Genomic DNA, 17,012 nt, shown 5'->3' with positions numbered 1-17,012 from the left:
TCCTCGGATGCGCAGCCGCCGTATGGGGCGCTGCTGTGAACTGATCTGTTTCCAGTGTCCTACAGAGTTCCCGGTCGCGAGTCAATGGGATAGCCCTATGCCCCTCTCTTTCTCAAGAGCCGCGCACAGATCTGCCTCTACGCGAAGGCCTCGCTATGCGGGAGGTCGAGACGCATGCGCAGATTTGTGCACGCGCCGGACGGCTGGGGCGCGTCGGTAGCCTGTGGCCATGGACTCTCGACTGCTGCAGCGCGACATCTGGGCCGGCCCGCTGGAAGAACTGCGCGCAGGTTTACCCGAGCGCGCGGTGACGGCGGAGATCTCGGGCACCCTGAGCCGAGGTTCCTTCGGCTGCAGCGAGGTGTGCCGCACATCACTGGGGGAGACGTTCTACCGCGAGCGGGGCGAAGGCTACAGCTCGATGGATCTGCTCCGCGCTGTGAAGGAGTACGCCGACAACACCTCGGTGGGCGTCTCCGTGACGGTGGACCGGTATGCGGCACCGAAGGTGGTGCTCTACGAGATCCCGGGCGACGGGTCGGTGAGCACCGGAGGGATCGGGGCGCCGATCGGATCGGTGGTGCTGCGACCCGGTGCGGTGCCCGAGCCCTACCGCCGGCTGCCCGCCCGGTACCCGTCCCACTGGGACTCGACGATGGATCCGGCCTGGGTGTCGAATGTCGTGCGGCAGTGTCTGCCGGAGGCCCGGGGCATGACGCCTCAGCAGATCCAGGAGTGGGAGCGGCGCACCAACTGCATGCTGCCCCCGGATGTGCGCGCGATGTACGAGGCGGCCACGAGCGGCGACCTGATCAAGCCCGTCGTGCCCGGCGACCCGGACTCGGAGGACGACGACAGCCGCTACCTGATGCGTCTCTTCCCGCTCGGACAGGACGATGAGTATTGGAGCCCTGAGGGTCGTTTCCTTGCCTGGCAGTACGGCGCTAGCGAGGTGGCCGGGCCCGACCCGACGGGCCGCGTCCAATCGCTCGCCTTCTCTCCGGCCTGGGTGCCGCTCGGCGACGACTGGGGCGGCAACTACTTCGTCTCCGATCTCGCGCCCGGGCCGAACGGCCGCATCGGGCAGATCCTCTTCGTCGACCACGAGACCAACTCCGGTGCCAGCTGGGTGGCGCCGTCGCTGACGGCCTTCCTGGCCAACCCGCCCAGCAGCTATGAGATGCTTCCCGCTGCCGGCGTGCTGAAGGTTCGCCTCGGCGGCAGCGACCGGGACATCGCCGGCGCCGTCACGCCGGAGACGGAGGTGCTGATCGTCAACCGGGTCGACCAACCGGTGGACCTCGCCGTCCTCGCCGGGCATCCGAGGCTGCGCACGGTGGAGGTCGATCCCGGCCGGGCCACCGGGATCGACGTGGTGCAGCAGCTGCCCGCGCTGGAATACCTGGCGGTCGACGTACCCACCTGGCGTTACTTGCTCGACCGTGACCTGGTGCCCCGAGGGTTGCTGGCCGCCGGCTTCGAGGGGCGCGACGCCACCTGGGCCGAGGTCGTCGACGTCGCGAACACACTGCTGACCCGCTGGAACCGCCCACCCATCATCGAGCACACCATCCACGCTCTTTGAGGTGTGAGGCCGCCCCCACGACGCTCTTTGAGGTGTGAGGCCGTTCGCGGCCGAGCCTCGACAGTCGGGACGAGCGCGAAGCACTGATGGCGCTCTTTGAGGTGCGAGGCCGCCCGCGGCCGAGCCTCGAAAAGACCCCCCCCGCGAGAATCCGCGGGAACCCAGCCATTGGTTCCCAGGCACAGTCGCGCTCTTTTCGAGGCTCCGCTGCGCTCCGCTCCTCAAAGAGCGTCATGGGTGCTTCGCGCTCGCCTTGATTGTCGAGGCTTCGGCTTCGGGGCTCGTTCCTCGCCCAGCGCCTCCGCACCTCAAAGAGTGTGCAGGTGGACTACGCTCCGGTGGCGTCCTGGACCTCGCCGATCAGTTCCTCGACGATGTCCTCGAGGAACAGCACACCCGTCACGGCTTCGCCTTCGACGACGCGGGCCACGTGGGCCCGCTGCGAGCGGATGGCCGCCAGCGCGTCTTCCAGCTCGTCGGCGCGCTGCACCGTCGGGAGCTCCCTGATCCGGTTGGGCGGGATGGGCTGGTCGATCGCGCCGGGGTTGGTGAGGTCGAGCACATCCTTCAGGTGCACGTACCGGCTGGGCGGCCCGTCGGGCGAGGTGAGCACGTAGCGGGAATAGCCGTTGTCGGAGACGATCCGCTGCACGTCGCGCGGGGTGGCATCGGCGGGCAGCAGCACCATCTTGGCCAGCGGCACCTCCACGTCGGCCACGGTCTTCTCCGTGAACTCGAAGGCGGCGGTCAGCGTGCCGGTGGTGTCCTCGAGGGTGCCCTCGCTGGTGGACTGCTCGACGATGGCCGCCACCTGGTCGATGGTGTAGGCGCTGGTGGCCTCGTCCTTGGGCTCCACCTTGAACATCCGCAGGAAGCCGTTGGCGATCCAGTTCAGCAGGTGGATCAGCGGGTTGACCAGGCGGGAGATCAGCACCAGCGGGGGAGCCAGCAGCAATGCCGCGCGGTCGGGCACGGAGAAGGCGATGTTCTTGGGCACCATCTCGCCGAACACCACGTGCAGGAAGGTCACCAGCACCAGGGCGATGACGAAAGCGGAGCCGCTCACGAGCGAGGGGTTCAGCCCTGTGCCTGCCAGCGGATACTCCAGCAGGTGGTGGATGGCGGGTTCGGAGACGTTCAGGATCACCAGCGAGCACACGGTGATGCCCAGCTGGCTGGTGGCGAGCATGAGGGTGGCGTGCTCCATGGCCCACAGCGTGGTCTTGGCCGACGCCTGGCCGGCGGCCGCGCGCGGCTCGATCTGGGAGCGTCGGGCGGAGATGACGGCGAACTCGGCGCCCACGAAGAACGCGTTGACGATCAGCAGGACGACCAGCCAGATCAGTCCAGGAAGGTACTCGCTCACTTCTCGGCCTCCTTCCGTGAGTGCTGGAACTCATCCAAGATGCGCTCCCTGGCGCCTGCGAAGGCAGGGTCGGTGGCGGAGTCGTTGGGCACGTAGCGCAGCCGGTCGATGCGGGAGCCGGTGAGGCGTTCGACGCGCAGCCTGCCGTCCGCCGTCGGCACCTCTTCGCCGATGACCGGGATGTGCTCCAGCGTGTCCAGCACGTAGCCGGCGATGGTTTCGTACTCGTCGCCCTCGGGAATGCGGATGCCGGCGCGCACCAGCACCTCGTCGGGTCGCAGCGACCCCTTGAGCAGGATCGAGTCGGGGAATTTGACGATGTCGCGCAGGCGCGAGTCGTGCTCGTCGTGGAGTTCGCCAAGGAGTTCCTCGACGAGATCCTCCAGCGTGACGATGCCCGCGGTGCCGCCGTACTCGTCGACGACCACCGCGATCTGATAGCCGCGGCCGCGCAGCACCTCCAGCAGCGAGCCGGCGCCCGCGCTCTCCGGCACCAGCAGCGGCGAGGACATGAACTGGGTGACGGGCATGTTCTTGCGCTGGTCGAAGTCGAAACCGTAGGCCGTCTTCACGTGCACGACGCCGATGATGTCGTCGACGCCCTCGCCCTCGATGGGGAAGCGCGAGTGCCCGGTGGAGATGGAGGTGGCGATCACGTCGGCGGCGGTCGCGGTGCGCGGGAGCGTCTCGGCGTTCACGCGCGGGGTCATCACCTCTTCGGCGGTGTGGTTGGTGAAGGTGAGCGTGCGGTGCAGCATCACGGCCTCGTCGCGGTCGAGGGAGCCTTCCAGAGCCGAGCGGCGGATCAGGAAGCCCAGCTCCTCGGCGCTGCGGGCGCCCGACAGCTCCTCCTTGGGCTCGATGCCGAAGGCGCGGATCACGGCATTGGCCGTGCCGTTGCACAGCAGCACCAGCGGCTTGAAGACGAGGGTGAACGCGGCCTGCAGCGGCACCACGATCTTGGCGGTGGCCAGCGGCACGGCGAGCGCGAAGTTCTTGGGCACCAGCTCGCCGAAGATCATCGAGAAGAGGGTGGCGATGACGACCGCGAGGACGGTGGTCAGCGTCGAGATCAAGGCATCAGGGGTGCCCATCGCGGCGAGCGGCCCGCTGAGCAGCGAGCTGATCGCCGGCTCGAACGTGTAGCCCGCCAGCAGCGTCGTCAAGGTGATGCCGAGCTGGGCGGCGGAGAGGTGCGTCGATGTGATCTTCAACGCGTTGATCGTGGGGGCCAGACGTGGCTCGCCCTTCGCCTGGCGCTGCTCAAGATCTTTGCGATCGAGGTTCACCAGGGCGAACTCCGAGGCGACGAAGACGCCGGTGCCGATGGTCAGCACGATGCCAGCGAGTATTCCCCAGAATTCGGAACTCATCGCCCACCCCGCTTCGCCGTAGAGACAACGTACGGCGCCCGCGAGGCGGGCTTGGGACTATGCCCAGAAGGATCATCCATGCGGGACAGCATAATGCGTGCCGCAAGATGACTGATATCGACGATCAGCGGCGTTGCGAGAACGGACAGGAACCCCACCGCGGGTCCCTGTATTTCGAGACGCTCGTCCCTCGCTCCTCAGCAGCCGGGATCTCCGCCCTTCCTGCGGTCGTGAGATGAACGGTGAAGTCGCGGAGATCGACTCGTTGGGCGTCCCTAGGTGGAGTTGGAGACGTGGTCGAGGCCGATGTCGAGCACGCGGGCGCTGTGGGTGAGCCAGCCGACGCTGATGAGGTCGACGCCGGCTTCTGCGATCGGGACGGCCGTCTCCGGTGTGATCCGGCCGGAGGCCTCGGTGATCATCCGCCCGCCCACCATCTCTACGGCTAGTCGGAGCACGTCGGGAGTCATGTTGTCGAGCAGCACGACGTCGGCGCCCACCTCGAGCAGCTCGGCCAGCATCTCGAGCGTGTCCACCTCCACCTCGATCTTGACCAGGTGCCCGACGCCGGCGCGCGCCGCCTCGACGGCCTGCCGCACGCCCCCGGCCACCGCGATGTGGTTGTCCTTGATCAGCACCGCGTCGTCGAGTCCGAACCGGTGATTCGACCCGCCACCGCAGACCACGGCGTACTTCTGCAGCGCGCGCAGGCCCGGGATGGTCTTGCGGGTATCGGCGACCTTGGCGCTGGTATGCGCGATGGCGTCGGCGATCGACGCGGTGCCGGTGGCGACCCCCGAAAGGTGCCCCAGGAAGTTGAGCGCGACGCGCTCGCCGGTCAGCAGGGCCCGCGCGGGGCCGGTGACGGTGGCGATGACATCGCCGGGCACGACCCGGGAGCCGTCCGGCAGATGCACGTCGACCTGCACCGATGGCTCCAGCAGCCCCCAAGCCAGCTGGGCCACCGGCAGGCCGGCGACGACGCCCGGCTCCCGCGAGACGAGCCGCACGGTGGCGGTCGCGTCGGCGGGAACGATGGAGTCGGTGGTGAGGTCGCCGGCGCGGCCCAGGTCTTCCCGGAGCGCGGCGGCGACGAGGGGTTCGATCAGAGGGCGGGGGAGCGTGCTCATGCGGCGCGTCCTTCCATGCGGGTCGTCGAGACGACGGTGTGTTGCGGGGCCGTGGTTTCCGGGAAGTCGGTGCGGGTGTGTCCCCCACGCGACTCGGCGCGGATCAGAGCGGCGTGGGCCAGCAGGTAGCCGACCAGGCCGGCGTCGTCGTCGAGGTAGGGCGTCAGTTCGTCGAGGGCCCGGCGCAGTCCGTCGGCGTTGCGAAGCACTCCGGCACCGGCGGTGACGATGCGCCGGATCTCGTCGAGACGGGGATCGGTGGGGCACCAGGGGATGTTGGCTTGAGGCTGAGTCTCGCCATTCATGTGCTCCTGGGGCTCGTCGGCCTCCAGGTCTACGCGCCGCGCGCCATCGTGCAAGGGGCTGGTCCGGCTCCGATCGTCGGGGCGAGCGTGCGCCGCTCTCTGCCAGTTCCGCTCGCCGAGCGGAGCGATGGCGATTGTGAGCGAGGTGCGACGAAGGCGCCGTGCGATGCCGCGTCCGCAGACCACGGCCTCGAGCAGCGAGTTGGAGGCCAGCCGGTTGGCGCCGTGCAGGCCCGTCGAGGCCACCTCGCCGGCGGCGAACAGCCCGGGCACGGTGGACTGCCCGTCGGCATCCACCAGCACGCCGCCCATGTGATAGTGCGCGGCGGGGGTAACGGGGAGTAGGTCTTTCGTGGGATCGAGTCCGGCGGCGAGCGCGGTGGCGTGGATCGACGGGAACACCTGCGCGAAGCGCTCCCCGGGGGAGGTGCGGGCGTCGAGGAAGACCGTGTGGCCGGCTTGCAGCTGGGCCCACTCGGCGCGGGAGACGACGTCGCGGGCGGACAGCGGATCCTCCAGCACGCGCTCGCCCAGCTCGTTGACCAGGATCGCGCCCTCGCCGCGCACGGCCTCGCTGATCAGGGGGAGCGGGTCGAGCGCGACGTCCAGCGCGGTGGGGTGGAACTGCACCATCTCGAGGTCGCGGAGCGCGGCGCCGGCGCGGTAGGCGAGCGCCAGGCCCTGTCCGCGCGAGCTGAGCGGGTTGGTGGTGTGGGTGAACAGGCCGCCGACGCCGCCGGTGGCCAGCACGACGGCGGTGGCGCGGACGCGCACGGGGCCGTCGGGGGTGTCGAGGTCGATGCCGGTCGCCCGGCCGCCCTCCACGACGATCCGCCGGGCGACGCTCTGCTCCCAGACGGAGACCGACGGCAGCCGTCGCGCGGCCTCGATGACGGTGCGCAGCAGTTCGGCGCCCGTCCTGTCGCCTTGAGCGTGCACGATCCGGCGGCGCGAGTGCGCACCCTCTAGGCCCAGCTTCAGCGAGCCGTCGTCGTTCCGATCCCAGCGCGCGCCGAGCTGCGTCAGCCACTCGACGGTCTCCGGCGCGGCCGCGATGATCCGACCGACCACCGTCTCGTCGCACAGGCCCGCGCCGGCGGCGAGGGTGTCGGCGGCGTGCAGGTCGGGGGAGTCGTCGGGACCGATGGCCGCCGCCATGCCGCCCTGCGCCCACCCCGTCGAGGTGCCGACGCCGAGCCGGCCCGCGGTGACGACGAGGCACGGCGTGGGAGCCAGCTCGATGGCGCAACTCAGCCCTGCGAGCCCCGCGCCCACGATCACGGGACCGTCGATGACCAGCTCGGTGCGTGTGGTGTTCATTGTTATCGCGCTCCTAGGAGATTGTGTAGCCCGGGTGCCGTGATGAGGAGGCGCGGGAGGGTATCGAGGGAACCCTCCGCGAGGTGAGATGCGACGGCCAGTTCCTGGGAGTGCGTGACCGCTGGTGGTTCATTGCTCAGTGCACTTCGAGCATGCGGTCGACGGCGCGACGGGCTCGGACGGCGACGGCGGGGTCGATGGTGACCTCGTGGGTCATCGTCTCCAGCGCGTGCCGGATTGCGCCCAGCGTGTTGCGCTTCATGTGCGGGCAGAGATTGCAGGGTCGCACGAACTCGACGTCGGGGTACTCCTGCGCGACGTTGTCGCTCATCGAGCACTCGGTGATCAGCGCGACGCGCTTCGGTCGACGCTCGGCGACGAAGGACACCATCTGCGCGGTGGAGCCGGCGTAGTCGGCCTCGTCGACGATCTCCGGCGGGCACTCGGGGTGCGCCAGCACGGTGACGCCGTCGGGATAGTCGGCCCGGATCTGCTGGATGTCGCGCGGGGTGAAGCGCTCGTGCACCTCGCAGGCGCCGGGGTGGGTGATGACGCGCACGCCGGTCTGGCGGGCGACGTTCGCGGCCAGGAACTGATCGGGGATCATGATCACCTCGGGCACGCCCAGGCTCTCGATGATCTGGACGGCGTTGCCGGAGGTGCAGCAGACGTCGCTCTCGGCCTTCACCGCGGCGGAGGTGTTGACGTAGGTGACCACGGGCACGCCCGGGTGCTGGCGGCGCAGCTCCCGCACGTCCTCAGGGGTGATCGACTCGGCCAGCGAGCAGCCCGAGCGCAGATCCGGGATCAGCACCGTCTTCGACGGGTTGAGCAGCTTGGCGGTCTCGGCCATGAAGTGCACGCCGGCCAGCACGATCACGTCGGCCTCGACGGTGGTGGCCTCGCGGGCCAGGGCCAGGGAGTCGCCGACGATGTCGGAGACGCCGTGGAAGATCTCGGGGCGCATGTAGTTGTGCGCGAGGATCACGGCGTTGCGCTCGTGCTTGAGGCGCAGGATGGCGTCGACGTCGTCGGTCATGGTGGCCCACTCGATGGAGGGGATGACGTGGTTGACCCGCTGGAACAGGTCGTCGGCGGTGATCAGGGTGGTGGTCATCAACTTCTCCTCTTATGCTGAATCAGAGCATAAGATTATGCTAAATCTGAGTATAAGAGAACGCAAATCGAGCCCAGGTGTGCGCCCCCTCCCGGTCGTGCCCCGGCGCGTCGCGCGGGCTCACACCGCGCTCTTCGAGGTGCCCTTCGAGACGCTCGTTCCTCGCTCCTCAGCGTGCGGGCTGCTTCGCGGACGCCGTAGGGCGGGAAAGAGGGGTTCTTTCGTATGAGGAACCACGAGGCCGCCTGCGGCCGAGCCTCAAGGAGGGCATGAGGGTGTCTGCGGGCATGCGGTTGGGGCTCCGGGTCGACTTTGGCGGAGAGAAAAGTCCGCAAAACGGCGAGTTGGTTGCCGCAAAACGGCGAGTTGCCTGTCGCGAATCGGCGAGTTTGGGTCCGCGAGTCGGCGAGTTGCGTGGTGCGAATCGGCGACGGAATGGCTCGAGGGGCGTTAGGGTGGGCTGCGTGATCGCCTCGCCACCGGTCCCTGAGGGATGCCCGCCGTTCGCGCCTGACTGTGGGGGTGCAAGCTGAGTCGCGGGCATCGTCTCGAAGGGCCTCGCGAGAATCTGCAGCGGCCTTGGCGACGGCGGGCTGAGGTTGGGTTTCGGCGGTCAGGTCCGTCGTGTTCCGGATGGGGTCCGGTCCTGCCCGGCCGTGTTCCGGCGCTTCGCGTGGGTCTACCCTGCGCTCTTCGAGGTGCGAGGCCGCCTGTGGCCGAGCCTCGAGGAGAGCGTGACGGCACCTGAGGGCTTGTGGTCAGGTTCCGGTGGTCTTGCTCGTCGTGTTACGGATGGGGTTGCGGTTGCTGAGGTGCGAGTGAAGCGAGCCTCGAAGTACCCGCCCGGTCGCCTCACGGCGCTTCGCGTGTGCAGGACGGCTTTTAGGCCCACCAAAACCCGCACGCGACCCCCATCCTCCATACGACTACCCGTCGCTCTCCTCGAGGCTCCGCTGCGCGCCGCACCTCGAAGAGCGTAGGTGGGGTGCACCTCGAAGGGGGTGCTCCTCCACGCGACTCGGCTCCTCAGGTGCCGATCGGGCGGGTGGTGCCGGATCTATAGCTGGCTCTGTTGGTCGCACTGTGCAATACGTACAGTGCGACCAGCAGAGCCAGCTATATGTACGCCATCGTTCCTCGCGCAGTCCTCGAGGGGGAGACCGCGAAGACCGACTCTCAGCGACCCGCCGTGAGGTCGGGCAGATCCTTCGGGATGAGGGTGGTGAGTTCGACGTCGAGCACCTGTGCGACGGCCAGTAGTGTCCGTAGCCGAGGGTTCAGTGGGGTGCCCGGCTTCGACTCACCCTTCTCGTACTTGTAGTAGGTCTGCCCCGCGATGCCAGCGGCGTGGGCCACGGCTTCCTGGCTCATGCCCTTCGCGTGCCTGGCCCGCTGCAGCCGGATGCCGATCTCACGGGCGCACTCGTCCCACGATCCGCGCGGCTTCGGGCTGTCCACCCGGCAAGCCTTGTGGGAACTGCATCTTTTGATTTACATACATGTATGTAGATTTCAAGGTAGGGTCGTGCCTGTCTCGCGGAACGACAACATGCCCCGGTAGATCGGGGTATGAAGTGCTGTGAGGAGTATCCGTGGCCACTGGAGGCTGCGGGGTCGGTGCTGGGTGCGCCCGCCGCTTCGGCGGGGCCTTGAGAGCGGGGGAGCAATGACAACTACTGAACTGACCACCAGGCGAGGGTGCACCATGCGAAGGTGGCTTGCCGTCAGCGTGTCGCTCGCGCTGGCCATCGCTGGAACGATCCTGGCAACACCGATCCGGGCGGCGGCCACCATCCACAATTGGCCGGGTAACTGGGGCAATCCGTCGGTTGTGGGGCGCTACAACGACTGGGGCTTCAACGTCTGTGGTGGTGAATATGTGGCCGGTTGGGCTCACCTGGGAGCTGACTCACAAGGTGCGCCAGCCGGGAGCTCGGTCAAAGCTATCGGTGGTGGAACAGTGAAGGCGATCGTTGGCTATTCCACAGGGCAGGCTGCGATTGTTCAACACCGGTCGACCGCCGGGGACTTTGTGGCGGTATATGGTCATATCAACCCAACGGTTGGTACCGGTGCGACAGTGTCGACGGGAACTCAGCTGGGCACGGTTGCGCAGTGGGGTGGAAACAGTCATCTTCACTTCTCCGTGATTCCCGGAACCTACCGGGCGGGGATGCACTTGTGGGGGTACCGGAACTGTGCCGCTGGAGAGACGGGCAATTTTGGATACGTCAACCCTCTGCCATGGCTCGCTGCTAACGGACCGGCGGGGTCTGCGCCAGTCCAGCCAGATCCGACGAAGATTGCGGGCGGTGATCAGATTCGGGCGGCTGGTACGAATCAGTGCATTGACAATGCGGGCTCCCTCCCTGTGAATGGCAATAAAATCATGATGTTTGGCTGTCATGGTGGGTCGAACCAGTCCTGGAAGTACGAGAACGGTTTGCTTCGCATGTATGGCAACTACAATATGTGTCTTGATGCCTCTGGTCTGATGTCCGGGAGTGGTCGTGCTGTGACGCTCCATACGTGCCACGGCGCTAGCAACCAGAAGTGGACGAGATATGGCGACAGCACGATCCGCTCTGACAGTGATGGGCAGTGCCTAGCCACGGTTGGCGGCGCCACGGGCAACGGAGTTGCTCTCCAACTCCGCAGCTGCAATGACACAGGCGTGCTGAAGTGGGCCGGGGATACGGTGTTCCCTGTGACGAAGATCTCTGGGGGAAACCAGATCGTGGTGGTTGGTACAAGCCAGTGCATTGATAACGACCTTTCCAGGCCTGTGGATGGCAACAAAGTCATGCTGTATGGCTGTCATGGTGGGTCGAACCAGTCCTGGAAGTACGAAAATGGGCAGCTTCGGGTGTACGGCAACTACAATATGTGTCTTGATGCTTCTGGTCTGATATCCGGCAGCGGTCGTCCGGTTTCGCTCATCGGTTGCCACGGAGCTAGTAACCAGAAATGGACGCTTGGTAGCGACGGTACGATCCGTTCTGATAGTGATGGGCAGTGTCTGGCTACGGCAGGCGGTGCCACCGGCAACGGGTCGGCCCTCCAGCTCCGCAGCTGCGATGCTCCCGAAAAGCTTCGGTTCACCGGCTCATGGTTCATCGGCAATACGTCGGCACCAGTGATCAATGGCACCGCGAGAGTTGGTTCATCCCTTTCCGCGTCGAATGGCTCTTGGTCTGTCGGCGACACCTCGTATTCCTACCAGTGGCTGGCCGACGGCACTGCGATTGCAGGGGCCACCGAATCGTCTTACACGCTGGCCACCGGCATGGAAGGGAAGCGGATCTCAGTGCAGGTCACTGCAACGCGGAGCGGCTATGCGCCGGGCGTCGCGCTCTCTTCGCAGACCCCCGCCGTGATGCCGCCCGAAGTGCTGTTGCCGGAGGTGACGGTGCCGTCGGTGGGGTCTTCGGTGAAGGTCGGGTCGAAGGTGTCGGCGAAGCTGGGGGCTTGGAAGTCGTCTTATTCGGTGAAGTATCAGTGGTTGCGGGATGGGAAGAGCATCAAGGGGGCTACGAAGTCCACTTATGTGCCGTTGCCGTCGGATGTGGGGAAGAAGCTCAGTGTTCGGGTGACCGCCAGCGCGGCTGGTGTGGAATCGCGGACTGTTACTTCGAAGGCGGTGAAGGTTGGTAAGGGTTCGCCGTCGGTGAAGGTGTCGGCGAAGGCTGGCTCGAAGGGCAAGGTGACGTTGTCGATCGCGCTGGGTCTGCCGGGTACGAAGGATGCGTCGGTGGCCGGGAAGGTGAAGGTGTATGACGGGAAGAAGTTGGTCAAGACCGTCACTGTGAAGAAAGGTAAAGCCAGTGTGAGTCTGTCGGGGTTGAAGAAGGGGAGTCATACGTTCAAGGTGAGTTACGGCTCGACGAAGGCGTATGAGGCGAAGTCGGGTTCGGTGAAGGCGACGATCAAGTAGCACCTGGGTTCGGGAGAGTGCTTCAGTGGGAGATGTTCCACCGTCTACGGGGGAACATCTCCCACTGGAGTGTCGTTGTTGGTGGTTGATCGGGGATTGTCCCTGGGTTTCTGCGGATTCTTGCGGGGGCTCTTTTCGAGGCTTCGGCTTGGGGGCTCGTTCCTCGCCCAGCGCCTCCGCGCCTCAAAGAGCGTCATCGGTGCTCCGCGCTCGTCCTGATTGTCGAGGCTTCGGCTCTGGGGCTCGTTGCGGGTGCTGAGGAGCGAGGTACGAGCGTCTCGAAGTACGCCCCTGAGCCTTCGCACCTCAAAGAGCGTGAGGGGTATCCGCGCCCCGGAGAGTGGTTCAGCGGGAGCGCGGGGTGGGGAGTTTGGTGCCGGCGGCCCGGCGTTCCTGGAGGATCTCCTGGCGGAAGCGGTAAAGCCTGGCCGGGCGGCCCCGGGTGGACGTGCGACCGCCCGTCTCCTCGACCAACTGCTGCTGCTCCACCAGCCTGCGGAAGTTCTGGGTGTGGATGTCCTGGCCGCCCAGCGCCTCGACGCAGGCCTGGAGCTGGCTCAGAGTGAACTCCTCTGGCATCAACTCGAACACGACCGGCCGATATTGGATGGTGGAGCGCAGACGAGCGATGCCCGTGGCGAGAACCCGCCGATGGTCGCCGTCCATCCGTTCGCCAGGTACACCTGGGGCCTGCTGCCACCATTCGATCCGGTTCCCGGCCGGGGTTGCCGCCCGCCTTCGCTCGTCAGGCGACTCCGGCACGAGCCCAGCCTCCCACAGCACCTCGTAGCGCTGCAGGGCCAGGTCTGGCTGCCAGGGCCGGCCATCGAGACCGAAGTCGACGGCGCACCGGTCCCACCGCGCGGCGGCGTCAGCCCTCGCCTCCCCTCGAGCATGTCCCTCGACCTCTTGATCGTGGGTGTGCGCCGGCGATGCTACGTGCTCGCTGTTGGTATGCAGCGAGGGATCGGCGCCGGCTTCGTGGAGGAGGTCGCTCTCGGTGCTTCGGCGCTCAGGTGCTGCGTCGTCGCTGTTGGTATGCCGCGAGGGATCAGACCCTGTCGCCCAGCGGTTCAGCGCCGGACCGATGACGTCGGTGAGGGGGGTGGCGCCGTCGCGGCGGTCTTCCCAGGGGAACAGTGAGTACCAACTGCGCCACCGTCCACCCTTGGTGTTCAAACCGCGGACCAAACCGAGATAGGAGACGGAGATGGTGCGGGTGCCGCTGTGGTCGCGGTCGCGATCGGCGAAGGTGTAGAGCTGCTCCAGGTAGCCGACGGTGAGTCCCGTCTGTTCCTCCACCCACGCTCGCACCGCTGTCTGAAGTGAGCGGTGCCCGGGCAGGAGGGGGCCGGCGGGAAGCCGGGCGGAGTGGGGCAAGGTCAGCACGCAGGGCTCGCCGTCCACCATGGCAACGATCACCGCCAGTACCTCGGCGTTGATCGGCTCGCTGCTCATGGGGAGTCTCCTGCGTTCTGGGTGTCTTCCGAGGATAGCGATCCACCGGTATCGACGGTGCTGGTGTGTTCAGGCGGGAGACTGCTAGGTACTCTTCGAGGGTGCAGACCGGTCGCCGCATTCGGGTGCTCGTCGTCGACGACGACGAGCAGATTCGCGAGGCCTACCGCCGGATCTTCGAGCGTCACCCCGAGGCGGAACTTGTCGGTGAGGTGCCCGACGGGGCGTTCGCGGCCGACGCCTATGCCAAGCACTGTCCCGACGTCGTGCTGATGGACCTCCAGATGCCGCAGGTCTCCGGCATCGACGCCACCCGCCAGATCATCGCCCGCTGGCCCGACGCCGTCGTGGTGGCCATGACCACCTTCGGCGGTCGCGAGTACGTGGTGGGGGCGCTACGGGCGGGGGCCTCGGGGTACCTGCTCAAGGACGCGGGAGCAGAGCGGATGGTGATGGCCCTGAGCCAGGCCCTGGCAGGGGAGATGCCGCTGTCGGCGTCGGTGCGTCGCGAGCTGGTCTCCACCGTCGTCGCCGACGAGGCGGCCCCCGCCGAGCACGACCTCGCCCCGCGCGAGCACGAACTGGTGCGATGGCTCGCCCACGGCCTCACCAATGCGCAGATCGCTACGCGGATGCACCTGTCGGAGGGCTCCGTGAAGCAGTACGTCGCGCGGATCGGAACGAAGCTCGGGGTGGTGTCGCGGACGCAGATCCTGGTGCGCTCGATCCAGCTGGGCATCGTCGACCCCGCGAATCTGCCGCCTATTCAGGGGTAGGTTCATGCGCGGGTCCCTGACGCGAGAGCGACATACAGGGCAGTGAGTTGAATAACGCTGGCTATCCGGCGTGGCCTGTACCTATTTCACACGCCGCGCCATATTCGCAGCGTTATGTTCAGCACTGCTTCCCGGCAGGCAGTCGAAGGCCTAACTACGGGCGGCGGGGAGGTCTGCGTCGACCACCCACATGCCGTCCTCGGCGCTCGCCGTCAGGGTTCCGCCGGTGAGTCGGACGCGCTCCTCCAAGCCGATGAGGCCGAGGCCGGTGGAGTCGGCGGAGCGGACCGGGCGGCTCGGCAGCGGGCTGGTGATGCGGATGCGGATGTGGTGGTCGTCGCGGGTGAGATCCAGGGTGCTGTGGGACTGGGCGGGGGAGTAGCGCAGGATGTTGGTGGTCGATTCCCTCACGATGCGCACCAGCGTCCGCTGGGTGGTGGGGTCGTCCGGTGAGACGTCAGGGTCGAGGTTCAGCTGCAGGAATCGCCCGGAGTCCTGAAGCGTCGCCGCAGCGGCATCTGCGGCAGCGATGAGGGTGAGGAGTGCGGCGGGCGCGGGGGAAACGGAGTTGGCGGCCGTGGTGCCCGTGGCCGACGCGGTCTCGGGGGAGTCGAGCACGTGCAGCAGCAGGGCGAGGTCGGTCTGTGTCGATTGGAGGATCGCGTCGATGCGGTCGATCGCCGCGCGCAGGGTCGCGGGATCGGAGACGCCGCGCTGCGCCTCCACCTGCAGGCCGATCAGGGTGAGCTGGTGCGCGACGATGTCGTGCAGCTCGCCCGAAAGCTCGCGCCGCACCTCGTCGCGGGCCCGACGGTGCTGCTGGGCCGCCTGCCCGAGCCGGGTTCGTTGCGCATCCCGGAGCCGGATGAAGTGCCGACCGGCCAAGCCCAACCCGGCGCCGACGAAGGTGATGAAGAACGCCCGATACACCTCGTCGATGGTGAACCACACCCAGGCGTGGGCGAGCGACACCGCGAGCACGGGCCAGAACAGGCGACGGCGATGAGCCACCAGGATCGCCGTGGCCCCGATGAACGCGAAATCGGGCTGACCGATGGCCGCCTGCGGGTCCAGCCACCAGAGCCGGATCAGCGCGGCGATGGCCAGCACGGCGGCTCCTGGGAGGGGGCGCCAGCAGGCGAGGCCGAAGCCGATGAAGGTGAGCAGCCAGAGCCCGTCTTGGGTCCAAACGATCTCGGCGTCTGCGGGAAGCACGAACAGGTTGAGGGCCAGGATGCCTAGAACGCCGATCGTGCTGACGACGGTGCCCGCCCACCGGAGCGCTCGTTCGAAGCGGCGTCCCCCGACGGGATCGTCCGGCGACTCGGCGCGGGCCGCGTCCTCCGCGACGGGGGTGGGCTGCGAGGGCAGGACGGCCCGGATCCGGCCGCCGTCGGTGGTTTCCAGGACGCCGCCGGTCTCCCGCAGCCGGCCGGCGGTCTGGGTGAGGACGGCGGAGAGGGACGGCCGCATCCCGGGCGCCGCCACCTCGACCACCACGCCGTCGTCGTCTGAGGTCAACCGCACGGAGCACGACGCGCCGGGCGTGGCCGCGTCGAGGGTGAGCTGTGCCGCCTCTCGCAAGAGGTCGGCGACGATCCGTCGAGCGAAATCGCTGGGCTCGCGGGCGATTTCCGAGACGTCGAGTTCGACGGCGTGGCCATGTCCGGTGAGGAGGTCGTCGATCTCTTCGGCCATCGCCACCAGGCCGGCGGGCTGGGCTTGGGCGTGCGGACTGTCCTCAGCGACGCGGTCGTCGCGAGGCCCTGGGGCCCCGGTCTCCGGGCGGTTGCGGAGCGTCGAGATCAAGCTGCGCAGCTGAGCCAGCGCATCGCGCGAGCCTGCTGCGAGCCGGTCGAGTGTGGTCGCAAGAGTCTGGGCGTGGTCCTGCGGCATGGCGGCGGCACTGCCGCCCGGCCTGGGATCGCCGGCTGCGGCTGACACGCTCAAGAGACGACTCGGATCGCGCCGTTCGCGCGCCTCGGCCACCAACCGTCGCTGATCCGCGAGACCGGTGGAGAGCAGATCCGAGAGTTCGGCGGCCAGCGCCCGACGCTCGGCGGCTCGGGTCTCCTCGGATCGCCGCTCCAGATCGCGGATGTGGGAGCCGATCAGGAGATGGCGCGCGTGCAACGAGCGGACGACGACGCCTCCGAACGCGGCGGCGCCGACGATCATGGCGTGCTCGAAGAACGCGATGGGGGTGCCGTCGATGATGACCGCGATGATCGCATTGCCGGTGAACATCGCGAGCGTCGCGACGATCACGGGCGTCGACGCCGTGGCGCACGCCGCGAACGGGATGGCGAGCATGAGGTAGAAGCCCTGCAGCCCGTGTCCCGTGGCATGGGCCAACGCGAGCGGAACGATGCTCAGCGCGGTGCCGAGACCCGGTCGGAAACTCGCGAGCAGGATCGACACCGCCGTCAGCAGCCGGATGGCGACGTAGGCGGCGGGCGGCTGATCGGGGTAGGGATCGTGGCTCATCGCGAGCCCGAAGTCGAGCAGCAGGATGATCGCGAGGATCCAGCGCACGATGCGCAACGTTCGCGACGTGGTGCTCGCGTTCGTCTTCTGCATCGTCTTCCTTCTACACATCCCGCCGATAGGCGGTACCTACTGCGGCGCATGGGACGGCGACCTTGCAA

Annotated in this window: 11 protein-coding genes; 3 read left to right on the top strand and 8 right to left on the bottom strand. The window is 67.5% G+C overall.

Translation table 11 applies throughout. The annotated features are described in order from the left end of the window. Positions 1–229 precede the first annotated feature (229 nt). On the top strand, positions 230–1,585 hold the full coding sequence (locus P0D62_RS02365) for an SMI1/KNR4 family protein (RefSeq protein ID WP_275701015.1): 1,356 nt from the start codon (positions 230–232) through the stop codon (positions 1,583–1,585). Positions 1,586–1,913: 328 nt separating this feature from the next. On the opposite strand, the gene P0D62_RS02360 is transcribed toward P0D62_RS02365, so the two are convergent. The 6 genes from P0D62_RS02360 to P0D62_RS02335 form a co-directional block, all read right to left on the bottom strand. Beyond that, complete coding sequence (locus P0D62_RS02360) at positions 1,914–2,951, bottom strand: hemolysin family protein (RefSeq protein ID WP_275701014.1); 1,038 nt, start codon at positions 2,949–2,951, stop codon at positions 1,914–1,916. Then, a complete protein-coding gene (locus tag P0D62_RS02355; protein WP_275701013.1) occupies positions 2,948–4,324 on the bottom strand; it encodes a hemolysin family protein in 1,377 nt (458 codons plus the stop codon). Before P0D62_RS02355 ends, P0D62_RS02360 begins: the two co-directional genes overlap by 4 nt. Before the next feature lie 275 nt (positions 4,325–4,599). After that, positions 4,600–5,454, bottom strand: a complete 855-nt coding sequence (gene nadC, locus P0D62_RS02350; RefSeq protein ID WP_275701012.1) for a carboxylating nicotinate-nucleotide diphosphorylase — start codon at positions 5,452–5,454, stop codon at positions 4,600–4,602. Further along, on the bottom strand, positions 5,451–7,079 hold the full coding sequence (locus P0D62_RS02345) for an L-aspartate oxidase (RefSeq protein ID WP_275701011.1): 1,629 nt from the start codon (positions 7,077–7,079) through the stop codon (positions 5,451–5,453). Before P0D62_RS02345 ends, nadC begins: the two co-directional genes overlap by 4 nt. Positions 7,080–7,215: 136 nt before the next feature. After that, the gene (gene nadA, locus P0D62_RS02340; RefSeq protein ID WP_275701010.1) at positions 7,216–8,196 is read right to left on the bottom strand and encodes a quinolinate synthase NadA; all 981 of its coding nucleotides are present in this window, start codon (positions 8,194–8,196) and stop codon (positions 7,216–7,218) included. Positions 8,197–9,372: 1,176 nt separating this feature from the next. Next, a complete protein-coding gene (locus tag P0D62_RS02335) occupies positions 9,373–9,654 on the bottom strand; it encodes a helix-turn-helix domain-containing protein (protein WP_275701009.1) in 282 nt (93 codons plus the stop codon). Between the two features lie 271 nt (positions 9,655–9,925). Between P0D62_RS02335 and P0D62_RS02330 the strand changes: the two genes are divergently transcribed. Then, positions 9,926–12,130, top strand: a complete 2,205-nt coding sequence (locus P0D62_RS02330) for a ricin-type beta-trefoil lectin domain protein (RefSeq protein WP_275701008.1) — start codon at positions 9,926–9,928, stop codon at positions 12,128–12,130. 345 nt (positions 12,131–12,475) lie between these two features. Here P0D62_RS02330 and P0D62_RS02325 read toward each other — a convergent pair whose 3' ends face one another. Beyond that, positions 12,476–13,588, bottom strand: a complete 1,113-nt coding sequence (locus P0D62_RS02325) for an NUDIX hydrolase (RefSeq protein WP_275701007.1) — start codon at positions 13,586–13,588, stop codon at positions 12,476–12,478. 101 nt (positions 13,589–13,689) lie between these two features. Here P0D62_RS02325 and P0D62_RS02320 point away from each other — a divergent pair, with 101 nt between their 5' ends. After that, entirely contained in the window at positions 13,690–14,364 is a 675-nt protein-coding gene (locus P0D62_RS02320; RefSeq protein ID WP_275701006.1) for a response regulator, read from the top strand. 150 nt (positions 14,365–14,514) lie between these two features. On the opposite strand, the gene P0D62_RS02315 is transcribed toward P0D62_RS02320, so the two are convergent. Next, the gene (locus tag P0D62_RS02315; RefSeq protein WP_275701005.1) at positions 14,515–16,944 is read right to left on the bottom strand and encodes a sensor histidine kinase; all 2,430 of its coding nucleotides are present in this window, start codon (positions 16,942–16,944) and stop codon (positions 14,515–14,517) included. Between the last annotated feature and the right edge of the window lie 68 nt (positions 16,945–17,012).

It is taken from the genome of Tessaracoccus caeni (assembly GCF_029211185.1).
Classification (GTDB): Bacteria; Actinomycetota; Actinomycetes; order Propionibacteriales; family Propionibacteriaceae; genus Arachnia; species Arachnia caeni.
This window is presented reverse-complemented; position numbering and strand designations above follow the sequence as displayed.